Annotated in this window: 19 protein-coding genes; 5 read left to right on the plus strand and 14 right to left on the minus strand. The window is 52.2% G+C overall.

The window, feature by feature from the left end; all coding sequences use genetic code 11:
• Positions 1-13 precede the first annotated feature (13 nt).
• The 7 genes from EAO82_RS15740 to EAO82_RS15770 form a co-directional block, all read right to left on the minus strand.
• A complete protein-coding gene (locus tag EAO82_RS15740; protein WP_096347516.1) occupies positions 14-871 on the minus strand; it encodes a dTDP-4-dehydrorhamnose reductase family protein in 858 nt (285 codons plus the stop codon).
• A gap of 2 nt (positions 872-873) precedes the next feature.
• On the minus strand, positions 874-2,103 hold the full coding sequence (locus EAO82_RS15745) for a glycosyltransferase family 4 protein (RefSeq protein WP_096347517.1): 1,230 nt from the start codon (positions 2,101-2,103) through the stop codon (positions 874-876).
• Between the two features lie 89 nt (positions 2,104-2,192).
• Positions 2,193-3,257, minus strand: coding sequence for a glycosyltransferase family 4 protein (locus tag EAO82_RS15750; RefSeq protein WP_096347518.1), 1,065 nt, complete (start codon positions 3,255-3,257; stop codon positions 2,193-2,195).
• 38 nt (positions 3,258-3,295) lie between these two features.
• Positions 3,296-4,186 (minus strand): glycosyltransferase, encoded by an 891-nt coding sequence (locus tag EAO82_RS15755; RefSeq protein ID WP_096347519.1) that lies wholly within the window; start codon positions 4,184-4,186, stop codon positions 3,296-3,298.
• Positions 4,187-4,189: 3 nt separating this feature from the next.
• On the minus strand, positions 4,190-5,272 hold the full coding sequence (locus tag EAO82_RS15760; protein WP_096347520.1) for an EpsG family protein: 1,083 nt from the start codon (positions 5,270-5,272) through the stop codon (positions 4,190-4,192).
• A complete protein-coding gene (locus tag EAO82_RS15765) occupies positions 5,260-6,720 on the minus strand; it encodes a flippase (protein ID WP_096347521.1) in 1,461 nt (486 codons plus the stop codon). The genes EAO82_RS15760 and EAO82_RS15765 overlap by 13 nt, the downstream gene beginning before the upstream one ends.
• Before the next feature lie 108 nt (positions 6,721-6,828).
• The gene (locus tag EAO82_RS15770) at positions 6,829-7,914 is read right to left on the minus strand and encodes an LPS O-antigen chain length determinant protein WzzB (protein ID WP_174958946.1); all 1,086 of its coding nucleotides are present in this window, start codon (positions 7,912-7,914) and stop codon (positions 6,829-6,831) included.
• Positions 7,915-8,594: 680 nt separating this feature from the next.
• Here EAO82_RS15770 and EAO82_RS15775 point away from each other — a divergent pair.
• Positions 8,595-8,969 carry a VanZ family protein gene (locus EAO82_RS15775; protein WP_174958949.1) on the plus strand — a complete coding sequence of 125 codons (375 nt, stop codon included), beginning with the start codon at positions 8,595-8,597 and terminating at the stop codon, positions 8,967-8,969.
• Positions 8,970-9,125: 156 nt separating this feature from the next.
• On the opposite strand, the gene EAO82_RS15780 is transcribed toward EAO82_RS15775, so the two are convergent.
• The 4 genes from EAO82_RS15780 to EAO82_RS15795 form a co-directional block, all read right to left on the minus strand.
• Positions 9,126-10,442, minus strand: a complete 1,317-nt coding sequence (locus EAO82_RS15780; RefSeq protein ID WP_096347524.1) for a DEAD/DEAH box helicase — start codon at positions 10,440-10,442, stop codon at positions 9,126-9,128.
• 301 nt (positions 10,443-10,743) lie between these two features.
• A complete protein-coding gene (locus EAO82_RS15785; RefSeq protein WP_096347735.1) occupies positions 10,744-11,901 on the minus strand; it encodes an integrase core domain-containing protein in 1,158 nt (385 codons plus the stop codon).
• A gap of 364 nt (positions 11,902-12,265) precedes the next feature.
• Positions 12,266-13,630: a DUF1329 domain-containing protein gene (locus EAO82_RS15790; RefSeq protein ID WP_096347376.1), complete on the minus strand. Its 1,365-nt coding sequence runs from the start codon at positions 13,628-13,630 to the stop codon at positions 12,266-12,268.
• Positions 13,631-13,663: 33 nt separating this feature from the next.
• Positions 13,664-15,481, minus strand: a complete 1,818-nt coding sequence (locus EAO82_RS15795) for a DUF1302 domain-containing protein (RefSeq protein ID WP_096347374.1) — start codon at positions 15,479-15,481, stop codon at positions 13,664-13,666.
• A gap of 275 nt (positions 15,482-15,756) precedes the next feature.
• Here EAO82_RS15795 and EAO82_RS15800 point away from each other — a divergent pair, with 275 nt between their 5' ends.
• On the plus strand, positions 15,757-16,803 hold the full coding sequence (locus EAO82_RS15800; protein WP_096347373.1) for a helix-turn-helix domain-containing protein: 1,047 nt from the start codon (positions 15,757-15,759) through the stop codon (positions 16,801-16,803).
• Between the two features lie 402 nt (positions 16,804-17,205).
• On the opposite strand, the gene EAO82_RS15805 is transcribed toward EAO82_RS15800, so the two are convergent.
• Both EAO82_RS15805 and EAO82_RS15810 read right to left on the minus strand, forming a co-directional pair.
• Positions 17,206-18,570: a DUF1329 domain-containing protein gene (locus EAO82_RS15805; protein WP_096347375.1), complete on the minus strand. Its 1,365-nt coding sequence runs from the start codon at positions 18,568-18,570 to the stop codon at positions 17,206-17,208.
• A 32-nt stretch (positions 18,571-18,602) separates the two neighbouring features.
• Positions 18,603-20,417 carry a DUF1302 domain-containing protein gene (locus EAO82_RS15810; RefSeq protein WP_096347372.1) on the minus strand — a complete coding sequence of 605 codons (1,815 nt, stop codon included), beginning with the start codon at positions 20,415-20,417 and terminating at the stop codon, positions 18,603-18,605.
• 219 nt (positions 20,418-20,636) lie between these two features.
• On the opposite strand from EAO82_RS15810, the gene EAO82_RS15815 reads away from it, so the two are divergent.
• Complete coding sequence (locus EAO82_RS15815; protein WP_096347371.1) at positions 20,637-20,879, plus strand: hypothetical protein; 243 nt, start codon at positions 20,637-20,639, stop codon at positions 20,877-20,879.
• A gap of 32 nt (positions 20,880-20,911) precedes the next feature.
• Positions 20,912-21,940 carry an AraC family transcriptional regulator gene (locus EAO82_RS15820; protein ID WP_096347370.1) on the plus strand — a complete coding sequence of 343 codons (1,029 nt, stop codon included), beginning with the start codon at positions 20,912-20,914 and terminating at the stop codon, positions 21,938-21,940.
• A 344-nt stretch (positions 21,941-22,284) separates the two neighbouring features.
• Here EAO82_RS15820 and EAO82_RS15825 read toward each other — a convergent pair whose 3' ends face one another.
• The gene (locus EAO82_RS15825; protein WP_218838678.1) at positions 22,285-23,139 is read right to left on the minus strand and encodes a class I SAM-dependent methyltransferase; all 855 of its coding nucleotides are present in this window, start codon (positions 23,137-23,139) and stop codon (positions 22,285-22,287) included.
• A gap of 148 nt (positions 23,140-23,287) precedes the next feature.
• Between EAO82_RS15825 and arsS the strand changes: the two genes are divergently transcribed.
• Complete coding sequence (arsS, locus tag EAO82_RS15830; RefSeq protein WP_096348147.1) at positions 23,288-24,250, plus strand: arsenosugar biosynthesis radical SAM (seleno)protein ArsS; 963 nt, start codon at positions 23,288-23,290, stop codon at positions 24,248-24,250.
• The last annotated feature ends 44 nt before the right edge of the window (positions 24,251-24,294 follow it).

The raw sequence follows: 24,294 nt of genomic DNA on the forward strand, positions 1-24,294 counted from the left end.
GAAAAATAGAAAATCAACGTTGCTCGCGCATTAATCTGACCAACTCAGGCCAGGTCGGAGGTACATAACCGGTAGCTTGACGAAATCGTGATGAGTCCAGTGAGCGATCAATCCGGACCTTATCATCTGCCGAAATCTGAATATCATGCTCATAAACCTCAGCAACCAGCCTGAGCAACGACAGTTTGTCGATGGGCTCTACCGACACATGGTAAAGCCCCTGTAACTCAGGGTGAGGAATCACATAGTCCTTCATTACTCGCGCCATTTCGACTGTTGGCAACCCAGAAAAAATCGCTTTCGCATATCCTTTGACTGGCCCCGCCTGGGCGAGAAACCAGTCAATCAAAGAGAAATGGGTGCCCTGCTCATGGCCAATAATTGATGTGCGCAAAGTGACTGCATGGGGTATCTCATGGAGTTCACCAATAAATTTGGATTTGCCATAAAGATCCTCTGCGTCCGAGACATCAGATTCAACGTACCCACCCTCTTTGCCGGAAAACACACAATCTGTGCTCACATGAATCAGCCGAGCGCCTGCCAATCCGCAGAGTTTGGCTAAACGATGTGGCAGCATGGCATTAATCGGCAAAGCCGAAAGCGGATCTTTAGCATCAGACAGCTGCTTGATCAGGCCTACACAGTTAATGACGACCTCTGGCCGGACACGCGTAAGCACATGCACCAGCGCATCCTGGTCCAGAACATCCACCCCCTGAAGCAGACGCTGCCGGTGCGGCTCGGCAAAATGTCCAAGCCCACTGGCACTGCGCAGCGTGCCCCATACTTCGAACTCAGGATCCTGGCTAAAGGTCCTGAATACTGCACTGCCGAGCATTCCCGTAACGCCTAATATCAATACACGCACAACTAGCGCTCCTTACGTTGCGTATCAAGAATTTCAACCAGGCGTGTTACCTGACTGCTCATCTCGAAGTTTTCATAAAAATAGGCTTTACCCGCCTCGCCCATGGCTTGCAATTCTGCGGCTGGTAAATTCTTCATAGTGTAGATAAGCGCTGCAAGTGCGGACGGATCCTCAGGCTCGCAGGCTCTGCCCGCCCCCGCCTCAATCACCACGTGCGCGCCCTCTCCCCGCAGCGATGCGATAATCGGCCGGCCCGCGGCAAGATAAGCCTGGATCTTGCTGGGTATTGTCTGAGCGAAAATAGCCTCATCTTTCAGCGACACCAGTAGCGCACCCGCACGTGCAAATATGAGGGGCATCGCCTCTATGGGGAAGCGTCCGGGCAGGAGTAAATTGTCTAGTCGATGCAATGTCTTTTGCTCTTGCAACCAGGCCAGGCGGCTACCGCTGCCAACCAGAACTAAACGGATACCTTCGTATTGTTCAAGTTTTTTGGCTGTTTCAACCAACGTCTCGAGTGACTGGGCTGTACCTAGGTTACCAGCGAACACAACACAGAAATTCTGCTCCAGCTCTACTAATAAATCTGCGGGGAGCTGTGCCACTGCCGAAGATAGCGCCTCTACGTCTATTGAATTGGGGTAATAAACAATCTTCTCCCGCCGCGTATACCGCGCAATCGGCTCGACGAACGCTTTGGATTGAACCAGCAGCGTGTCGCAGTTAGCGTATATGGCTTTCACCAACTGGCCAATTCCTTTGAGGAGATAAGGTTGTTTAACAAAACCAGTGGCTGACAGGCTTTCTGGCCACAGATCTTGAACCCAGACAGCAAGATGAGCTTTCTTGAGCCATTTGAGTGGGATGGCCGGAATCACTTGGGTAATGGGAGAGGGAGCGAAAACCAATATGGCGTCGAACTCCCGGTTCCTGAGCAACCATGGGCAAAAGACGAGCCCCGAGATAACAAACGAAAGGTAATTGAAAATCAGGTTTTTCGCGCCGCCTTTACCTCGCGGCCAAAGCGGGACCCGCAAAAGCTCCACGCCCCCCTCGAACAAGTCGTGCTGAACTCCACCGGCCTGATACCCCGAAAAAATCTGTCCGTCAGGATAATTTGGCTTTCCTGTTACAACCAGGACCTCATGGCCCTGCTTGACCAGCTCTCGCACGACGTCACTAATAATGAAACTCTCAGGCCAAAAGTATTGGGTAACAAGCAGTATCCTCACAGAGCACCGACCAGGTATTTTAATAAAATACGTTTATTTATTGTTTTCCGACCAAACAGAAGAATTGCTCGGGACATAATACTTATAGCTCAATTATCCAAGCGCTTCAGCGCTTGCGTGTAGATTTCCAAATATTTGCCAACCATTGCATTGATCGAAAAAATTTCTTTGGCTTTTTTCTTTGCTAACCCTTGCTGATTGGTACCCGCCCTAATCTCATCTATTATTGTAAGCAGGCCTTCGATATCATCCAACTTAAAGAAGGCAACCTCAGATCCATCAAACATCTCGCGGAAAACAGGAATATCTGAACAAATAAGTACTGCATCTGATAAAGCCGCTTCAACTAGCGAAATACCAAACCCTTCACGTCGGGAAGGGATAATATACGCATCAAAATATTGATTATACGCGTACGCATAAACTGTGAATGGTATAAAAATGCAACGCAATTCAACGTCTAGTTCCTTAGCAAGCGACATTAACGACTCGGTCTCTGGCCCAGAGCCTATAATAACCGCACCTAGCTCTTTGCTTCGGTGTACAAGCCGAACAATTTGATCCAGCCCTTTACCCTTAGTCTGATTACAATAGGTGCCCAACACAAAAAGATTATTTTGTTTAAGCAATGCTGCAGCATTGACAACTTTCGCATCCAACTGCATGAGGGATACATCGGCTAAAGCCACACCATTATATACAAACTCGACAGTAGAGCCGGGCAACAGCTTCTTATAATAATTAGCTGCATCACGTGTTAAACAAACAACTCTGTCCTGTTTTCGCCACGCCCACAACCAAAGCCGAGTAACAAAAAATGAAGCTAGTTTGCCGTGATAGTTTTCAAGCTCCTCTTTAACATAATTATGCACTGTAGAAACACACACACACTTTATTCGCTTACGATTAACAGCAACATATAGGTCCGGGCGCAAATTATGGGAGTGCAACACGTCGTACTTGGAAAAATCTATCTTATCAAAAAAGTTAACTTTAAATACAGCGCACCCAATAGGCGCCGGGCGCTCCACCAGATCGTCAAAATAAAGAATATCGACTTCGTGCCCTGCAGATACCAAACCATCAGCGATATTAAATGCAACTGTTATCGTGGCTGAACGACTAAGCGAAGGTAACAAAACAGCGATTTTCACAAGCCCACCCTAGTCAATAGCAAAATTAAAAACAATATTCATTTGTACCGCATTAACGAAGTACATGACGACAGTATGCGCTTTATTGAATAGCCACTTATAACAGTCACGAAAGACAATGCGAATGCCTTGAGTAAGCGTCTCGTCCCTACCGAAACACGGCCCGACCTAAGATGCAGGCAGCCCGAAAATATATATGCTGACGCTAGAAAGCGATTATATCGAAAGCCTTCTACAGCCCCAGACTTTTTAAGCGATACTGCCACATTAATCGACTCGTCAGCTTTGACAGAATCTGAGACAGCATGAGTTGTTGAATTGGCGTGAACTCTAAATGAAGCAAGAACTTCATCATGAAACACAAAATTTGCCTTGTTAATCAGCCGAAGCCAAAATTCAAAATCCGGTATTTGCCTGATGTCAGTGCGCCAACCACCCGAGCGATCAAATAGACCTCTTGAAAAAATTGCACCTGGACCCACAGGACAATAAAACCGCTCAACAATACTGTGCTTGTCAGTAAAAAGTGGGCTTACATTCTTTATTGGCGCACCTTTAAAATCAATCAACTTGTACTTCGGATATATGACCAAGTCCCCGTTAAATCTCTCCGCCTCATCCAGCAGAATTCTAATAGCGTTTCTATCCAAAAGATCGTCAGCACTTAAGTAAGACAAGTACTTTCCAGTAGCTTTACTCCAGCCGAAATTTAGTGCATCGGACTGTCCGCCGTTGGCCTTACTGAAAACAGTAATCCTGTTTGAGAACTCATTACAGACTTCGACGGTACGATCTATTGAGCCATCATCAACGACGATGCACTCAACATGCTCGTAACTTTGATCAAGTATGGACACTAAAGTATCACGGATATATTGCTCTCCGTTATATACAGGCACGACTATGGTCACAACGACAGGTGAAATCATATTCTAATCACTATATCGATTAAACTGCTCAAGTTGGTCTTGACTCATATTATCATAAGGAATTGACTGCCAATCATAAACCAAGTCCATACGCGTATTATTTTTAATCGCCAAGTTAGCAAAAAGCAAAATGTATATAAAAACAAAACCACAGCGCACGACCAAGCTTCTATTAGACTTGAATATCGCCGCTACTATAAATGGATACACACTGGTATAAAACTCGAGCACCCTCAAAGGAATAATAGGTACGAAGAAGAATAACAAGTAAAAACTCACACCGAAAAGAACAGCTTTAATACATAAACGATCAAATCCAACAATTTCGCTATCCTTCTGTCTCATGGCGAACAACGCTGTTAACAGCATGACGATTGCATATAGATTTAGTTGCTTAGCGGTCAACGATTCAGACCCCATTGCCGCTAAATAGACATCAATCCTTTCAAAACCAAACCGCATGAGTGGAATTGAAGTACTTGCAGCAACAAGATAACCAAGCACCGCTGAAAAGCACACCACTACCACCAGGGTTTTTATTTTAATGAGCTTCAGAAGCGGTATAACTAACGCCAGAACGGAGGAGACATGAAAAAACGTGGCCAATGCCAGCAATAGAGCTGCATGAACCCTTTTCCCGGATGAGTACTCGGAAAGCGACCACCAGCATATTGCGATTGCCATGGATGCTCTTAGCTGCGTCATCTCTCCTAAAAAAAACCCGTAACAGGCATAGCTAAATATGGAGACGCCAACCCATGCGGAATGCTTATAAAATAATTTGAACTTAATAATAATACTTAAAGTTACATAAAGCAGGATAACCGCCTCAAATGCGTAATCTCCTAACAACTTGCCTGCCGCGAGAGAAACAAGCGAAAAACTTTTTTCGAAACTACCCTCTGCACAATTTGACTCTATCGCACACAAAAAATATTTTTGATACCCGTAGTAATCCCAAGAACCTTCTTTTGTAAAAAAAGAAAACAATATGAAGGCTATCGCCACTACAAAAACGATATCGAGCTTTGATCGTCGAACAAATGAAAGCAGCGATGCAATCAAAATAAATACTATATACTGCACTTAGAACTCTCTGTCTTTCTAACAAATTCTTTATATTCACGAAAAGCAACAAGAGCAACACACAAACCCACCATTGCCACTACAATTATTCGTGTACTTATGCTTTCAATAATGCCAGAGCCAAAAGCAATTGCAGTTACTAACACGCAAATATAAATGCGAGCGCCAGTGAACGACTTTAAAGACCATTTCTGCAAATATATACAGGCGCCAAACATTAGCGCCGTATCAACTATCATTCTAATCAACCAAGCAATAGCCGCCCCCAACAAGCCGAACTCTGATGTCATAAACCAAACCATTATGATAAAAAAGGGAAATTGAAGACAATGTATCAGCGCTGTTACCCGCGGAGAGCCTGCGCTTTGTATCAATGTGTATGGAATATGCGCCAGGCAATTTATAAGTATGCCAAACGTGAAGATTTGCATGATAATGGAGCTTTCAACAGCGAAGCGTTCTCCAACCCATAAGTTTAGAATCTCAGGTGTAAAATTAAAAATAAATGCCGTTATGGGCAACATAACCAAAAATAAATAATATATCGCCCTAGAGAACATATCCCTTACCTGACTGCCATCTACTGCAATTTGTGCAGCAAAGGCCGGGAAGAGAACAGCCGTTAGAGCTCCAGGCACAATCCATAATCTTAAGATAATTTCCTGCGGAGTAGTGTAATAAGCAACGGCGGCCGCTGAAACGACGCCACCTATAATGAAACGGTCCACATACCCCATAAAAGGACTGATCACGTTACTCAGTGTCATCCACCCTCCCGATATACAAAGAGGCCTCAAGTAATCTTTACTAATTTTGAGTTTGCCATGGGAGTCAGGAAGAACACGCCACGCAAACCAGGCATGTACTAGACATGCTGCGATACGGCCGAACGCTAAAACGCCGGTAATCATATCCAGTCGGGTCGAGCCATAAAGTAATACGCAAACAGGACCTAAAAAGGTGAATAGCCCCATTGGCAATCGAATCAAATTTATAATACCAAACGCATTTTTCGCCTCTAGAATTCCTCGAAAGCCAGAGGTTAAGACTATGGCCGGCATGGCAAACGCCATAATCAGAACTGCGTTAATAGCCTCCTGCCGGTCAGGTACCGACTGTATTAGCCCGACGCCCCAAGGCGCTAATAAAAACATTACACCACCAGCGACCACGCCCAGCGCCGCCATTAAAACCGTAGCAGTTGCTACTAACGCCCCCACTTTCTTACTGTCGCCTTCAGTAAGAGCGACGGCCAGTAACTGTGTCAGCGCACGCCCCAATCCTAGGTCAAATAACCCAAAATAACTAACCACGGCCCATATCAAAGTCAACAGGCCAAATCGGGCGGCACCTAACTCGCTTATAAGAATAGGTATACAAAACACGGCTACAATCAGAGGCAGACCGAGACCTAACAGGTTATATATGGTGTGCCTTGCAAATTTCATATCAAACCCGTTGTTTTAGTCACGTTACCTAAACCGCCGCACAATAATTTAAATCAACTATTAATTTGAAAACCTAAACGTCTGGCTTGTGCACAGAAAAGACTGAAATTAACGCTCACCAGTTTGTACTTCATGTTTGCGCCGCCGAATCGCGGCTCGAAATAATGCAACCAGACCAGCTAGCCCTCCACCCACTGTGATTCCGATCATCACGATATTTGCTTTTTGTGGTTTGACGGGGTTTTCAGATACCTCAGCAGCGCTATCCAGCGTGAATAACTGCACGAACTCCGGGATCGGATCGACCAGATTCAGCATGGCTATCTTCTGTTGAATGTCACGAAGTTCGCTTATAAAAGGATCATCATTTTCGCGAGCCTTAAGCAACGCAAGTTCGGCCCCAATTGCCTTTATTCCGTTAAGGAAAAGCATACTTCCATCGGAGACCTGAGCCGAGCCGGAAGAGCCGACTGATATCTGGGTGCGTCCACCCGTCACCTCGGGGCTTTGCAGCCCTATTGCTTCTGCGACCTTCAATGCTTCTTCCAACCGCGCGACTCTATCAAGCCGTTCAGCTTTCGCCGTCATGCGGAGAGCGTGAATGTGCTCTTCAAACGCCCGGAGCTTGTTCGCTACCTGCGCACGCGTGTCCAGCTCCAAGTCACGGATAGAGCGTTTTGAAACCTCGGCTACGAAATCATTGGCAAACTTTGCCGCTAACTCAGGATCGCTCAAATGGACTCGGACCACGTAATTATCTGGATTATTGCGCGCATCAGGCAGGTTAACCCTTAACACTCCACCCATACGTTCCATGAGGTTATCGCGTGTCCCGGTGATGCCCAACTGTTCGAGATACGGTCTGTAGCGCTCTTCAAAAAACCACCGCCGGCTGGTCTGTGAATTTAGATTGCGGGTAAAGATCGAATAGGCTTCTTTGATATCTAATTCGTCGATTTCAGCTCTTTCCCTGCCCAAATTGACCGGAGCGATATCAGCTGCACGGGGCGGTATAACGCTAACAGTTGACTGATAAACCGGCGTTGCAAGAAACGCATAACCAACCGCGATCAGCATAACTGCGACTGTAATGACTGCGATCAGGTACTTTTGTTGCCATAAATCCTGAGCCACGTCTAATAAATCGAGTTCATCATTACTACTGTGTGGCGGCGTTTTCTTGATGGTCGTCACATTGGCTCCGATATGGTTGCAATAAATTATTCGTTCACAAGTACGCTACCGCCCCAAGATTAATTGTCTGATTCTTGAAAACGGACATAACTGTGCGGTCATCCACCCGCACGTGGCGACCAAGGTGCGATCCACTTCAGCTTATTTCACTATAGCGGATCACCTTGGCTTAACCCAAAATTCTGGCGGTCAATGGCCGACTGACTTTGTATGGATGAATCGGGTGCAGATCGATAGGCGAGCGCCGTATGGAATGTCCTTTTCCGTTAGATCTTGTGTTAAGGCATGCAGCATGAAAGTAGGCATGCGTGGTGAAGTGCATCAGGGGGCGATTCTAACGACCGTGTACCAGCGACACAAGGACAGACGTGGCGTTTTTACGACTAAAGAATGACAACTTCGTGACGTTGCATTGTGCAGGAGATTTAATGGCACTATGGCTTAATAGGACGGAAATTGATCGATTATTGACGCTCTGATTATCCGTCCATGAAACGTGCCCCTCCTTCCCCTTCGTCAATGACCAAAATCATTTCCCCTTCCAACTCTCGGATTCGCGAAAACTTCGGGTTATGATTCGCCCCTATGAAAACTCTCAATCGCTCCAGACAGCTAAGACTCCCCTCCAAGCCCCGCATAATCATCGCTTCCATGCTCCAACGGATTGGGGGCGTATGCGAGTGAGCTTTGCACGCAGATGGGCGCAGTGGCGCCCTGTATTAAAGATTATCTTTTTTGCCGTGTTGCTCCTGGCGCTGTACCTGGGGCTTCGCCCGTCCCCTACCCCAGCCGCCTATAGCTGGGTGAGCGATCTGTATCATGCGGGTGGGCTGTTTGTTTTGATGTTACTGAGCTATCTGAGCTTCCCACGCTGGCGTTGGTGGGCGCGCGGACTAATGATCTTCGCGCTCGGTGTAGGCATCGAATATGTTCAGTCCTTTCATCCGCTGCGCGTAGCTGACTGGTCTGACCTTGGGGCAAATGGGGCGGGCGTATTGAGCGGGTGGGTCGTGATTTTTCTGTTTCGTCAGGGTAGTAAAGGGACGGACGATTGATCTAAGCGGTATGCGGACCTTAGATGGATCCCCGCGTTCGCGAGGATGACAGGAAAGGTGCGCGGATGTCGGGAATGGTGCGGGAATACTGGGCACAGTGCGGGGTGGGTGGAGTACATGACACCCCGCTTTCGCAGGGCATCAATGAGGCAGTAATCAGCTGCGTTTTTTCGGCGGGCCGAATCCGTCTGAGCTGGTCACGACCTGCCCTGCTGGCGCCGCGGGTTTACGCTTTGCAGCCGGTTTGGATTTGGGCCGCTTCTTGCCGTCTTTCTTGTCGTCTTTCTTTTTCTTGCTGCCCACCGGCTTGCCGGATGACTTGGTCTTTTTTGGTCCCTTGTAACTACCGGGTAGCTCCTTGATAGCTCGGCGCTCAAACTGCCGGCGCAAGTAGCGCTCAATGCTCGACATCAAATTCCACTCGTGTGGCGCTACAAGCGAAATAGCGACGCCCTCCGCCCCTGCCCTACCGGTACGGCCAACACGGTGTAAGTAGTCATCGCCACTGCGTGGCATGTCGAAGTTGATCACCAGGTCCAGTTCATCGATATCCAGACCGCGTGCGGCGACGTCGGTAGCGACCAACACGCCGACATGGCCCTGCTTCAAGCGTTCGATGGCCAGTTTTCGGTCTTTCTGATCTTTTTCGCCGTGCAGCACATAAACCCGCAGATCCATGGCTCGCAATACGCCGTTGAGGCGGTCGGCCATGACTCGGGTATTAGTGAACACAATGGCCTTACCGGGGCTCTCGTTGATTAGCAGCCACTTGAGCAGCGCCTCCTTATGCGTCTGGTCGTCGGCGGCGATGACTTGCTGAGTGATCGCTGGGGTGTCGTCTCGGACGGTGCTGAGTTGCAGCAGGCGTGGCGTGCGCTGCACCTCTTCTACGACGCGCTTGAGCGCGGCACTGCCTTTGGTCGCGGAGAACAGCATGGTCTGCCGTTCAGGCGGGCAGGCATTAGCCAGCTTCATGACATCTTCGGTGAAGCCCATATCCAGCATGCGGTCGGCTTCGTCCAGTACCAGCACCTGGATAGAGGACAGGATCAGGCTGTTGGCGGCCAGATGCTCCAGTGCGCGCCCGGGGGTGGCGATGATGATGTCCGGGTTTTTGCGCATTTTCGCTGACTGGACTTTGAAGTCTTCGCCGCCGGTGATCAGCTCGGCTTTGATAAAGGTGAACTTGGCGAAGCGTTGTACTTCGCTGAGGATCTGCCTGGCCAGTTCGCGGGTGGGCAGCAGGATCAATGCACGTGGCTCGAGGGCCTGGCTTTCTTCAGTCATTAACCGTTGCAGCAAAGGCAGCACGAAAGCGCCGGTTTTGCCGCTGCCGGTCTGGGCGATGACGTGCAGATCGTTGCCTTCGATGGCCAGGGGGATGGCGGCTTCCTGGACCTGGGTCGGGGTGTCGAACTTGAGTTCTTCAAGACCTTTGAGCAGACGTTCGTGCAGGGCAAATTCGCTAAACAAGGATGCTTACCTCGGGGGACGGCGGTGATTGGGCTGAATGGTGGGTAGTGTAACACCCTGATGCCGGGGGGAAGGTCAAAATGGGTTCCCGCGTTCGCGGGAATGACGGTGTGGGGGCGGGAATGACGGTGTGGACGGGAATGACGGTGTGGGACGGGAATGACGGTGTGGCGCAGTAACGGCCCAGGTGGAGGACGGGAAGCCGTTATGATTTTCCGTTTGGGCTGCGATGTGTGGTTTGTGCGTTGGTTGTTGAGCCGGTCACATAGGTAACACCGCAAACCGGCCACATAGGTAACACCTATGCTGGCCGTATCACCCGCCCGCGGCGCTCATCAACAACGCCCAGACAGACTCCGCCAAAATACAATTGCCAACGATCAAACTCCAGCGGCTCCAGCCCAATATATTCCCCAACCAACTGGCGGGTTGTGTAAATCGGTTCGCCGTGCAACTTGATATAGCCGCCGTGTTTTACCTTTCTCACTGCGTATCCAGATGGATATTCGATCTCAGGTATGACCTCAGGGAACGCCCGTGGTGAATAGCTATGAACATCTACCGGACAGACTCCTAGACCAAGGCTCTGGTGTGGTCTCTCGTAGTTATGTTCCCGCACGAACTGATCAAACGCCCTTTGCTGAGCCTGCATATCTTGCCTCGGTGGCTTGGCAGTAGCTGCTTTCAGCGTGCGATGCATGCGCTCATGACGACCATTTTGCTGCGGTTTTCCTGAAGCGATCCGTTCAGGGTAAATACCGAGTTTGATCAGCCAGATCGATAACGGGGTAAGCCCGCCCAAGCTGCTCATAGCGAACGGCCAGCCGTTATCTGTGCGTATCGCACGCGGCAGTCCATAGTCGCGGAAAGCTTGTTGATACAACGCGATAGAAGGCTCAAGCTTAGGGCTTGTAAGGCCTTGGCAGGTGATTAGCAAACGACTGTAATTATCTGAAATGGTCAGCGGATAGCAGAGCTGGCCGTTGCCCAGGCGAAACTGGCCTTTGAAATCGGCACTCCACACTTCATTTGGACCTGACGCATGGCTTAACGGGTGCGTTTGAGGCGGCGTCTTACGACGCGGTCGACGCTGCTTGACCAGCCCATGGGCCTTGAGTATTTCACCCACTGTGCTTGCTGCGGGCCAGTGAGCGGATGGATCCTCACGATAGAGTGCTGATCGGATAGTGACGGGTCCCCAGTCCGGATATTGATTCTTCAGTTCCAGTATCCGAGCAACTACTGCAGCAGCTGTTTGATGGCTCTGGCTATGCCGGGCACGGCTGTCGTCTTCAAGTCCGGTCATCCCCAAGGCTTTGAAGCGGTTAATCCACTTATGCCCGGTTTTGCGTGACACACCGAAGCGTAAACACAGCTCTGTAGTGGTAAATCGGCGGCTGAGCCAAGCCTCGATAAAAGCAGTTCTCTCGCTCATGGTACAGGTCGCTTTCCAGTTCATTGGCCCCTCCTTATCGAGGCCAATACGCTATCACCTGTTACCTATGTGCCCGGTTTGATCTGTAACCCATGTGCCCGGTCAGTACCGGTCAGCTTGGATTCCCGCCTGCGCGGGAATGACGGAGGGGGGGCGGGAATGACGGAGGGGGCGGGAATGGCGGCTTGGGCTGGGGATGACGGTGTGGGATGGGGACGACGGTGTGAGGCGGTGGGAATGGCGGCGTGGGCTGGGTATGACGGTGTGAGGCGATAACAACGGTGGGGATGGGGTGGTGGTATGTAGGGGTAGGTGTCAGGCATAAAAAAAAAGGGGCATCCGAGGATGCCCCTTAAAACCCAAACAATTACTTGAGCAGCACTATGACTTAACGAACACCCGATGCGCGCAGCGCGGCAGGAGTGAACTGGTTGTAGGTCGGTGTGAAGTCAAACTGCGGAGCAGAGACTTCTTCGGTGTACATGCCCAGGGCAATGTAGCGACCAGCCAGCAAGTCATACAGCGTTTCAATAGCGTAGCCTGGCAGTTTGACGTTGTAGTTGAAGGCGATGTGACCTTCACCAACGCGCCACAGGGTGCCACGACCGTCGTAGTGATCAGCCAGGTTGATCATCCACGAATCTTCGTCCATGAAGAAGTTACGCTGAGCGTAAATGTGACGCTGACCGGCTTTCACGTTGCCCTGAACTTCCCACACACGGTGAAGCTCGAAGCGGGTGTGCTCGGGGTTGATGTGGCCAGCTTTCAGCACGTCGTCATACTTCACTTCGCGCTGGGTCATCTTGTAGCTGTTGTACGGTACGTAGATTTCCTTCTTGCCAACCAGTTTCCAGTCATAACGGTCAGGTGCACCGTTGTACATGGCGAAGTTGTCAGAAGTACGCATACCGTCCGAAGCAGTACCTGGGCCGTCATACGCTACCTGAGGTGCGCGACGTACGCGACGCTGACCGGCGTTGTAAACCCACGCCATGCGCGGCTCTTTCAACTGATCCAGTGTGTCGTGTACCAGCAGTACGTTACCCGCCAGACGTGAAGGCGCATTTACACGCTGCTTGAAGAACAACAGGGTGTTAGGAATGGTCGACTCGTCGACGTCATCCATTTGCTGTGGGTAGCCTACTTCCTCTTCCAGCTTGATGAGGGTGTAGGAGCCATTGGTTTGCGGCATTGCTTGCATGTACCAACGCTTGGTGTTGATGCGATACCGAGTGTTGTGGTTCCAGACTACTTCCGCACCCGATTTTGGAATCGGGAAAGCAAAGGTGCCGTGGGAGAAGTTGTCGATACCGTCGCCGCCGTTAACCAGCTTGGCCTCGCCTGCAGTGGCCTTGACCTGGTCATACACGGACTGCGGATAGCCCACAGTACGGTGCGACTTGTAGACCGGCATCTGGAAAGTTTCCGGATAACGTTCAAACAAGGCGATTTGGCCAGGGGTCAGGTTTTCACTGTGCTCCTGATAGTTTTGTGCAGTGATGACAAACTCGGGCTGCTCGTCCGGAAACGGGTTGCTAGAGAAGTTATCGCCCAATTTGCTGCCTGCATCCGGGCCGATACCACCGGTCCACTCAGGAATAGTACCAGCAGCGTTGCCGGACTTCTCGGCACCAATCGGGGTCAAAGTGTCGCCCAGGCTATCGATTTCGGCTTGTGTCAGGGTTTGCGCCATAACACCGGATGCCAACAGGCTTAGAGCCAGACCACCAGCACCCAATAGGGTTTTTTGCATACGCATCATATTTTTATTCTCCAGTTGCCAGTCTTAGAAGTTGACGCTGACGCTTGCCGACAGGAAGTCGCGATCTACGTTGGTGTTGTACTTACCATCGAAGAAATCGGTATAGCTCAGGCTGGCGCTGTATTTGTTAGCGAAATCGGCGTTCAAACCGAGGCTTACGGCTTTGGCATTTTCAGTAAAGTTCGGGCCATAACCATCAACGTCGTGTGACCAGGTCACGCTTGGGCTCAGGTTGATACCAGCGAACACGTTGCTGTAATCCAGAGCAGCGCGCAGGCGGTAGCCAGAGGACCATTCGGTGTAGAAGCCATCGTTTTCACACCAGCTTTCTGCGTTGGGTGAACCACCGACCGGGGTGCCCTGGAAGGACGAACACTGGCCAGCTACTACACCCGGAGGACCTTCGTCACCTTCAACGTAGGGGCTTTGGCCAAACAGTGAGTCACGACCAAACTTGGTAGTGTCGCCCAGACCACCGATGTAGTTCACACCAGCTTCACCCACCAACGACAAACGGCTTGCGCCAAGTACGCGTTCGATAAAGTGAATGGCGGTAACCTGCGCCTGGTAGAACTCCTTACGTACGTAACCGGGAACTTCGTCGCCAATACTGCCCAGGCCCAAAGCCAATCCACGGTGCGTGTTGTCCTGACCAGTGGCCGGGTTGACCAGTGCCATACGGCTTTGGTCACCGGTGCTGATCTGCATTGGCATGTTTGGACGGTAGCTGACCTCACCGCTCAGCGCAGTACCACCAACGTTGGTAGCAAAGCTCACGCCGTACAGGCGAATGTCTTCAGGATATTCGAAGAAATAACCTGCTGGACCAGAGCCTTGACCATCGTAACCGGCAATCGGGGTACCCGCACCCGGTGGAAGACCAACAACGCTGGAGTAGAACGGAGCGCGGCTATGGTAGTTCATGGCATAGAAGCCGAACTCGGTATCATTCAGAGCCGCCGCGTAATAACGGAATGCCACACCAAATTGACCGCTGTCACTCGCATCTTCATCTTTCTTGGCACGAACAATGGTTAGAGCCGATGGCTGCTCACCTTGAGGATTATCCACGCCGGCCACTACCAGACGATCGTTACAACCTGTCGCCAGGGTGTCTGAACCGTAGAAAGTACCGCAGTTGTCGATCGCGAATGGAGCCCATTTCAACTGGTAGAAAGCTTCCATGGACAGGTTGTCTGTCAGGCCCTGGGAGATGTACAACATCTCGACAGGCAGCAGACCTTCCTTGATTTCCGCGCCTGGGCGACGGAAAGCGGCTACGTCAACAGGGTTGATCGAGTTGATGGAGTTCTGGATGAAAGTACTTTCACCCCAGCTCACCACCTGACGACCCAAACGGACGTTACCTGGGTTAGTACCGATGGTGTAGTTGTGATAAACGAAAGCATCGAGCAAAGCAGTGCCCGCGCCTTTTACCAACGGTGGGCGGCCGGAATCGTCGATATCATAGAAACGCTGGCTGCCGTCTTTGGTTTCAAAGTCGTACCAGTACTTGCCACGGAAGAACGCGCCCGAGTCGCCGTAGCTCAGTTCAAGGTCATGAACACCACGGAAAATTTTGGAGAAAACGTCACCGGCTTCGTAGTTCTGACGGCCGTCATCTGACGTCCTGGCTGCAGCCTCGCCGCCATTGGCAACACCAATGAAGCGCTTGTCAGCACTCTGGGTCGACATGCTGGCGCCTACCGAAAGCTGGGAGTCAAATTGGGCTTGAACATCACCGATATTGAAACTTACTGCGTTAGCTGAACCAGCGAAGCTGGCTAGTCCGATGGCCAGCGGCAATGCCGCGAGGGACCAAGCATGCATTTTTTTTGTCATTGTGCTGCTCCGTTAGATTGAATCATGGACACCAGCAGGCCGGGAGGCGTCTGGCATCGGGGATAAGTCTGTCACGGAGAATGATTTTGATTTGTCCGAAAAGGACGAATGCTTTGACCGTGTAGGACATTCATAAGCTGAATGGCCACTATCTAGTAGCCGCAATTATCTGTTGCGCGGTTTTGCATAATAGGCTGATTTGAATTATGTTGTCTTCAAGCGAGACAGATTTCCGCACTCAATAAAAAGAATAAATACAGAGAGAGTTCTGCCACATGAACCAGATACTCTATCCGCTGCCCTGTGCGCGGTTGCAAGAAAGAGCTTTTTGGGCCCAGGGAATCGGCCAGACGCTGAAAGAATACGGTAAGTCAGTCGGCGATCTACCCGCTGAACTTCAGGCTTTTTGCTCACCCGCCGACCTTAGCATGTCAAAAATCAGCCAGACCGATATGAACCGGCTTTGGCATGCTGCAGCTCAGCTTTCCCAGGATGATTGCTTTGGCCTGAGAATGGGTGAGGTGTACTGCTCCAATACGCTCAAGGTATTGGCCCTAGCGGCCATTTCCAGCGAGACGATTGGCCAGGCAGTGCAACGCATCATTCGTTACTTCCCGGTTTTCAGCACCCAGGTGCAAATCTATTCGGTTGAAGACGACCAGCACATCACGGTTTATTTCCAACCCAAGGGCTCGCCCCACCCCCTGCATATGGAAGCACTGGTCGCCCACTGCCGCAACATCTGGCAGGCGCTGGAAACCGGGACCATACCTCTGGTGCTGGAAACGCGTCTGATTGCGGACCATGAAAAAACCCGATCGCATTGCGAGCAACTTTTCGGCAAGCGTGTGCGCCTGGGCGCCAAGCGCATTGCAGTGCGCCTGAATCGGCAAGCGATGGCCACTCCCCTGCCGAGTGCGGATGCGTTTCTGCGCAAACGCCTGGATGCTTCGCTGGAAGATATGCTTAACGAAATGCCCAACGTTGATTTCGCCGAACAGGTGAAGCAGCGTATTCGGGTTCTGGTGGCTGAACGTGAGGTCTCTGAAGAGCTGGTAGCGACACCTTTCAATATGAGCCCGCGGCACCTGCGCCGTAAGCTCAGCGAAACCAAAACTACCTATGAAAAGCTGTTGGATGAAGTGCGTATGGAGCTGGCGATTCGGCTGATTCAGGATGGCAAGTTGAATCTGGGGCGTATTGCCTTCGAACTGGGCTTCCTGGATCCGAGCAGCTTCACACGGGCATTTCGTCGCTGGACCAATATGAGCCCGACCGCGTTCCGTGATCAGTTTCGGCAGAGTGAGAGCACGGCGCTTTAACTACGTAGGTGGAGTACCCCGAAAACCGTCAAGGTCAAAATGGATTCCCGCGTTCGCGGGAATGACGAGGTGGGTGTGGGAATGACGGGATGGGTATGGGTATGACTGGGTTGGGCGTGGTGATAAGACCGGGGAAGGTATAGATCTATCGTTTAGGGGTAGTCTGGTGGTGTAGGCGACTCCGCTTGGATTCCCGCCTGCGCGGGAATGACGGTGAGGAGGCGGGAAAGACGGTGGGAAGCGGGAATGGTTTTGGGGAGGCGGGAATGATTGTGGGGAGGCGGGAATGACGGTGCGGCGCGGCGCGAAAATGACGCTGGAGGAGTGGGAATAACGGTGGAGTGGGAATAAAAAAAGGAGCCCTAGGGCTCCTTTTTTTGTGATTACCCGAAGGTGATCAGATCAACGCACGCCAGAGGCCCGCAGGGCTGCCGGAGTGAATTGGTTGTAGCTGGGGTTGTAGTCGAAATCAGGGGCGGAAGCCTCTTCAGTGTACATGCCCAGGGCGATGTACCGACCAGCCAGCAGGTCATACAGGGTTTCAATGGTGTAACCCGGAATCTTCTCTTTGTAGTTGTAGGCCAGGTGACCTTCACCTACGCGCCACAATGTGCCGCGGCCGTCATAGTGATCAGCCAGAGTGATCATCCAGGTGTCTTCGTCCATAAAGAAGTTACGCTGAGCGTAAATATGGCGCTGACCATCCTTGACCTTACCCTGCACTTCCCATACGCGGTGAAGCTCGAAACGGGTGTGCTCAGGATTGATGTGACCCGCTTTCAGTACATCCTCATACTTCACATCACGGCTGGCCATCTTGCCGCTGTTGTAAGGAATGTAGACTTCCTTCTTGCCTACCAACTCCCAGTTGTAACGGTCAGGTGCACCGTTATACATGGAGAAGTTATCGGAAGTACGCATGCCGTCAGAGGCGGTACCTGGACCGTCATAGGCTACCTGCGGTGCGCGACGTACGCGACGCTGGCCAGCGTTGTAAACCCACGCCATACGTGGCTCTTTCAGCTGATCCAGGGAGTCGTGTACCAGCAGCACGTTACCCGCCAGACGCGACGGTGCGTTTACACGCTGCTTGAAGTACAACAGGGTGTTAGGCACGGTGGAGGCGTCCACATCGTCCATCTGCGCAGGGTAGCCTACTTCCTCTTCCATCTTGATCAGCGTGTAGGAGCCATTGGCCTGCGGCATGGCCTGCATGTACAAACGCTTGACGTTCAGACGGTGACGGGTGTTGTGGTTCCAGACCACTTCAGCGCCAGACTTGGGAATCGGGAAGGCGAATGTACCGTGAGAGAAGTTCTCGATACCGTCGCCGCCATTGACCAGCTTGGCCTGGCCAGCGGTTTCCTTGACCTGGTCATAGACTTCCTGCGGGTAACCCACAGTACGATGGCTCTTGTAGATCGGCATCTGGAACGTTTCCGGATAGCGTTCAAACAAGGCGATCTGGCCTGGGGTCAGGTTCTCGTTGTGCTCCTGGTAGTTCTGAGCGGTGATAACAAACTCAGGCTGCTCATCAGCAAAGGGGTCTTCCTGAAAACCGTCTGCCAGGGACTGACCTGCGTCAGTTCCCAGGCCACCAGTCCACTCGGGAATAGTGCCTGCAGCGTTGCCGGCTTTCTCGGCGCCGATTGGAGTCAGGGTGTTACCCAGGCTGTTGATTTCTTCTTGCGTCAGGCTCTGGGCCATAACGCTGGACGCCAGCAGGCTTAACGCCAGACCACCAGCACCCAATAGAGTTTTTTGCATACGGATCATTATTTTTATCTCCTGTTGCCTGTTTAGAAGTTCATACCAACGCTGACGGCGGCAAAGTCGCGATCAACCAGGGTGTTGTACTTGCCATCAAAGAAGTTGGTGTAGCTCAGGCTGGCGTTGTACTTGTTGGCGTAATCGGCTGCGAGGCCGAGGCTGACAGACTTGGCATCTTCTTGGAAGCTTGGGCCATAACCTTCAACGTCATGTGACCAGGCGACGCTTGGGCTCAAGTTGACACCGGCAAAGACGTTGCTGTATTCCAGAGCGGCGCGTGCGCGATAGCCCCAGGAGAAGTCAGTGTAAAAGCCGTCGGTCTCACACCAGCTATTTGCTTTTGAGCTGTTGGCTGCATCCGCTTGGGAAGAGCAGCTGCCATCGGCAAATGGGCTTTGACCGAACAGTGAATCACGACCGTACTTGGTCTCGCCCGGAGCACTGCTGATGCCACCAATATGCGCTGCACCAATCTCACCTACGAGTGACAGACGGCTAGCACCCAGAACGCGATCAATGAAGTGAACAGCAGTCATTTGAGCCTGGACATATTCCTTGCGGTCATAGCCCTGGATGTAATCGCCGGCGCTGTACACCACATCACGATGGATGTTGTTGGAGTTCAACAGTGCGTTACGGCTCATGTCGCCGGTGTTGATCTGCATCGGCATATTGGGACGGTAGCTGATTTCGCCGGCCAGAGTTGCCGGGCCAACCATGGTCTGGAAGCTCATGCCATAAAGACGGATATCTTCCGGGTATTCAAAGAAATAACCGGCGGCACCCTGGGCGCCATCAATACCCTGGACCGGACCGCCCTGACCCGTCAAAAGACCGGCAAAACGGTTGGAGTAGTTTGGCGAGCGGCTATGGTAGTTCATAGCGTAGAAGCCGAACTCTGTATCGTTCAGCGCCGCTGCGTAATAACGCATCGCTACACCGAACTGACCATCGTCACGGGCGTCCTTATCTTTCTCTGAACGCACAATATAGTTGGCGATGCCGGGTACGCCGAACCCACCAGTAAGTGCGTCACCCTGTGGAAAATCGCTTTGATTCACGACCAGACGGTCAGTACAGCCCTTCGCAACAGTATCGCTACCAAAGAAGGTGCCACAGTTATCAACAACGGTAGGTGCCCATTTCAGCTGATAGAAGGCTTCCATGGTCAGGTTTTCGGTCAAACCCTGAGAGAAATACAACATCTCTACCGGGATCAGACCTTCCTTGATTTCCGCGCCAGGGCGGCGGAATGCTGAGACGTCTACCGGGTTGATGGAGTTGATTGAGTTCTGAATAAAGGTACTTTCACCCCAGCTCACAACCTGACGACCCAAACGCACGTTGCCTGGGTTATTGCCGATGGAGTAGTTGTGATAAACGAACGCGTCCAGCAGTTCTACGCCGGAACCTTTTTGCAACGGGTTACGACCGGAATCGTCGATATCATAGAAACGCTGGCTGCCGTCTTTGGTTTCAAAGTCGTACCAGTAGTTGCCACGGAAGAACGCACCGGAGTCGCCGTAACGCAGCTCAAGATCATGCGAACCTTTGAAAATCTTGGAGAAGATATCGCCGCTTTCATAGTTCAGACGGCCGTCATCTGAAGTACGAGCTACGGCCTGCCCACCTTGGTTCACACCATCGATAGAAGTGCCGTAATGGATGAATCGCTTGTCCGCATCAGTGGTCGACATGCTGGCGCCAATCGACATCTGCGAATCAAACTGACCCTGTATTTCGCCGATATTAAAGTTAGCTGCGTTTGCAGAACCTGTGAAACTGGCCAGGCCGATAGCCAGTGGCAAGGCCGCGAGCGACCAAGCATGCATTTTTTTTGTCATTGTGCTGCTCCGTTTGGGTGACGTGAACCTGTGTATCTGAAGACACGTTCAGGACAGCGGCAGTCTGGCACGCACTCCACAGTCAAGACTTGTCCCAGAAGGCCAATTTAATTAACTTTTCCGGCCATTCAGGACATGAATTCGCATTATGGTTATGCTGCCAGTTGGAGATACGGAGAGCCGCGGACAAACTCTGTTACATGAGGTTGCCTGCACACAATGCATCAGAGCGTCTATTCCGGCATTATCCCCCTGGCTTTCAATATTATCTTGCGCAATGTGGGTGGTGCGCAGGTAGATACCGAATGTTGCGTCAGCGCTCTCACCCAAATGGGTGATAAACAACCTTCACACAATCGCCTGCTGTATTATGTATCGCACTGCGAAATCCCGTTTCATGAATTATCAGAGCTTTCCGTCGAAAGGGTTTTTGGCGGCTCGCAACAATACAACGTCCTATAAAAGGTCGGATCCTGACATGTGCCAGGTAGTCAATGAAGACTGAAGGTTTCAAAGCGGCAACCGGCTCGCGGCTTGGCGAACGGATTTTCTGGGTCCCCGTGATCAATCAGGCGTTAAAGCAGTACGAGCGCAGCCTGGAACACTCGAACCTGATACAAAACCTGCTCGGTAGCAGTCAACCGGGCAGTGGCTTTATAGATCAGGCTTCCTGCTCTTTGCTCTGGGATGAAGCTGCCCGACTATCCGACGACCCGTTTTTTGGGCTGCGGTTACATCGCCTGTTCTGCCCAACACCGTTGAATGCTATTGCACTCACTGCCCAGGCCTGCCCAAATCTGGGGGCCGCGGTGAATAATATGACGCGCTTCTTTTCCATCGTCAGCACGCAGGTGAAGCTTGAAGTGCGAGCGCTGGATGACCTGGTCGAGATCGTTCTCAAGCCTCAAGGCTCGCCTCATATACAACATTTCGAGGCTCTGACCGGCTATATGAGCAAGCTGCTCAACCAGTTGGATCTGGACGATGAGGGACTGTTAAAGAGCGTGACGCTGTGCCGGCCGGATCTGGACCCAGAGTTTTACGCTCGGGTCCTGGATGTGCCGTCCGTCAGTGTGGGCGAGCACTACAGCTTGCAGCTGGAACGCCGCCTGATGGACAAGCCACTGGCGACTGCCGACAACTTTCTGCTGCCGCGTTTCACCGAAGCCATGCAGGACCTGCTGGCCACTATGCCCAGCCAGGATCTGGTTGAACAGGTAAAGCGCCGCATTCATATTTTGCTCGGCTCTGGCGACATGTCCGAGGACCGGGTGGCCGGGCCGATGAACATCAGCCCGCGCCATTTGCGCCGTAAATTGAGCCAGGAAGGCACTTCGTACGAGCAGTTGGTTGACGAAGTGCGGCGTGAATCAGCCATTCGCATGATTGGTGAGGGCCAGCTGTCGTTGACCAGTATCGCTTATGAGTTGGGGTTTCTGGATCCCAGTAGTTTTACTCGGGCTTTTCGGCGCTGGACGGATATGAGCCCGACTGCGTTTAAAAGGCAGTTGGGGAAGCCTTAGGTAGATGCGAGTGAGTTCTGAAAGTCAGCATGGATTCCCGCCTGCGCGGGAATGACGGGGGCGGGAATGACGGGGTGGCGGTGGGAGTCGCGGGATTAAGTCGGGAAGCCGGGCCGAGCCTGGGAAGGCTGACCGGGGTAGGGATTGAGGGGTGAGAGAGCTCCCCAGAGGCTCCAATCGTCACCCCTGCCCCACCGCCGTCATTCCCGTCCCCCGTCATTCCCGACCCACTCCGTCATTCCCGCCCCGTCCGTCATTCCCGCGAAGGCGGGAATCCATTCTAGGCTCCAGCAAACTCAGCGCTCAGAACTGACACTAAGCCTGCCCAAACCGCTCGCCCCGCACTACTCCGGCTTCACAAACAACAACGTCATCCGGTCACTTTCACCGATACCCATATACCGGGCGCGGTCTTCAGTGCCACCGCGCAAGGTCGGCGGCAGGCTCCAGACGCCGTGCGGGTGGTCGGCCAGGTCCTGGGGGTTCTGGTTAACCGGGCTGCGGGAGACCAGTTCGAAGCCAGCTTCCAGCGCCAGATCAACAATCAGTTGTTCATCGACATAGCCGGTTTTGACCATCTCCTCCAGCGACGTCCCAGGCCGCGCGCGATGCTCTACCAGGCCGAGCATGCCGCCGGGTTTGAGTACTGCGTACATCTTGGCAAACACTACCTTGGTTTCATCCATTCCATCCGCCAGCCAATTGTGCACATTGCGGAAGGTCACCACTCGGTCGGCCGAGTTGGCTGCAGTGATAGGTTGTTCCGGGTCGTAGTTGAGGGTGGCCATCTCGACGCGGTCATAGACGTTGGCGCGGCTTTGCAGCTTGCGCTCATAGTCGCTGCGGGATTTGGCGAAGTAATCGGGACCGCCTTCCGGATCGAAATGGGCGGCGATCAGCTTGCCGTCCTCGCGCAGCAACGGGGCGAGAATTTCGGTGTACCAACCCGCGCCAGGCCAGATCTCAACGACCGTCTGGTCCGGTGCCAATGCAAAGAAACTGAGCGTTTGCGCCGGGTTACGATGGGCGTCGCGCATGATACTGGAGATGGTCCGCGACGAACTGGCGACTGCCTGGCGGATGACGTCCTGCTCTTCATACTCAAGTACCGGCGGTGCGGTCTCCGAGTCGGGCGCAACCTGCGCATGGGCTGCACAGGCCGCAGCCAGGCAGGCAACTCCAATCAACAAAGGGCGCATGGCCTCTCCTCATGTTGGTAGAAATCTGACATTACCCTAACAGTTGGATACATAAGGGTCATGTTCTTGATGGGTTTTTTCTCGGCGAACTGTAACAATCAACCTTTGCCTGACTCAAATCAGCAAATAGCCAGAGAGGACGCCTACTGTGCGCGATACCCTACCCCTGCTGGACAATCTGTCGTTCCCTGCCATTGCACGCAGCGGGCTGCAAACCCTGCAGGTCAACCTTACCTATACCTGCAATCAACGCTGCCTGCATTGCCATGTGAATGCCGGGCCTACGCGCACCGAAGCAATGAGCGATGCAGTATTGGCCACTCTGTATGACGTTATTGATGCTCATTCGGTTCAAATACTGGACCTGACCGGTGGTGCACCGGAAATGCATCCGCGCTTTCGCGAGATCGTCATGCACGCCAGAGAGCAGGGATTGGAGGTGATCGACCGCTGCAATCTGACCATTCTCAGCGAACCGGGTTATGAAGGTCTAGCCGAGTTTTTGGCAGAGCAGCGGGTGCATGTGTCGGCGTCCCTGCCCTGTTACTCACGCGACAATGTCGACAAACAACGCGGCGATGGCGTGTTTGTGCGCAGCATTCAAGGCCTGCAGATGCTCAACGAATTGGGCTATGGCCAACCTGACTCAGAGCTTGAGCTGAATCTGGTCTACAACCCCCAGGGCCCCAACCTGCCTCCACCCCAGGCCGCTTTGCAGGCAGATTACAAGAGCCACCTGGCGGAAGACTTCGGCATCGTCTTCAATCAATTGCACACCATTACCAACCAACCGATTGCGCGCTTCGGCAGCACTTTGGTGAGCAAGGGTCAGTTCAACGATTATATGGCGCTGCTGAGGGACAGTTTCAGCGAAGCCAACATGGCGGGCTTGATGTGTCGCAGCATGGTCAGCGTCGATTGGCAGGGCTATCTGTATGACTGCGACTTCAACCAGATGCTGGACCTGCCGATGAGCGTGCTGGCCAAGGATCGCAGCCATCTGCGGGATTTGCTCGGCGCGGACCTGGAAAACAACCCGATTGTGACCCGGGATCATTGTTTTGCCTGTACTGCGGGCCAGGGATCGAGTTGCGGTGGGGCTTTGGGCTGAACCCCGTTCGCGGCCAGGCGGCCGCTCCCACCGAGCATGAGTTG

This window comes from Halopseudomonas pelagia (assembly GCF_009497895.1).
GTDB classification, from domain to species: domain Bacteria; phylum Pseudomonadota; class Gammaproteobacteria; order Pseudomonadales; family Pseudomonadaceae; genus Halopseudomonas; species Halopseudomonas pelagia_A.

What these genes read in the sequence shown, in the direction of transcription:
- EAO82_RS15755 (WP_096347519.1), bottom strand. Translation starts at nt 4,186, where the DNA reads ATGATTTCACCTGTCGTTGTGACCATAGTCGTGCCTGTATATAACGGA.
- EAO82_RS15765 (WP_096347521.1), bottom strand. Translation starts at nt 6,720, where the DNA reads ATGAAATTTGCAAGGCACACCATATATAACCTGTTAGGTCTCGGTCTG.
- EAO82_RS15785 (WP_096347735.1), bottom strand. Translation starts at nt 11,901, where the DNA reads ATGAACTGGAAAGCGACCTGTACCATGAGCGAGAGAACTGCTTTTATC.
- EAO82_RS15790 (WP_096347376.1), bottom strand. Translation starts at nt 13,630, where the DNA reads ATGCAAAAAACCCTATTGGGTGCTGGTGGTCTGGCTCTAAGCCTGTTG.
- EAO82_RS15795 (WP_096347374.1), bottom strand. Translation starts at nt 15,481, where the DNA reads ATGACAAAAAAAATGCATGCTTGGTCCCTCGCGGCATTGCCGCTGGCC.
- EAO82_RS15800 (WP_096347373.1), top strand. Translation starts at nt 15,757, where the DNA reads ATGAACCAGATACTCTATCCGCTGCCCTGTGCGCGGTTGCAAGAAAGA.
- EAO82_RS15805 (WP_096347375.1), bottom strand. Translation starts at nt 18,570, where the DNA reads ATGCAAAAAACTCTATTGGGTGCTGGTGGTCTGGCGTTAAGCCTGCTG.
- EAO82_RS15810 (WP_096347372.1), bottom strand. Translation starts at nt 20,417, where the DNA reads ATGACAAAAAAAATGCATGCTTGGTCGCTCGCGGCCTTGCCACTGGCT.
- EAO82_RS15815 (WP_096347371.1), top strand. Translation starts at nt 20,637, where the DNA reads ATGCATCAGAGCGTCTATTCCGGCATTATCCCCCTGGCTTTCAATATT.
- EAO82_RS15820 (WP_096347370.1), top strand. Translation starts at nt 20,912, where the DNA reads ATGAAGACTGAAGGTTTCAAAGCGGCAACCGGCTCGCGGCTTGGCGAA.
- EAO82_RS15825 (WP_218838678.1), bottom strand. Translation starts at nt 23,139, where the DNA reads ATGCGCCCTTTGTTGATTGGAGTTGCCTGCCTGGCTGCGGCCTGTGCA.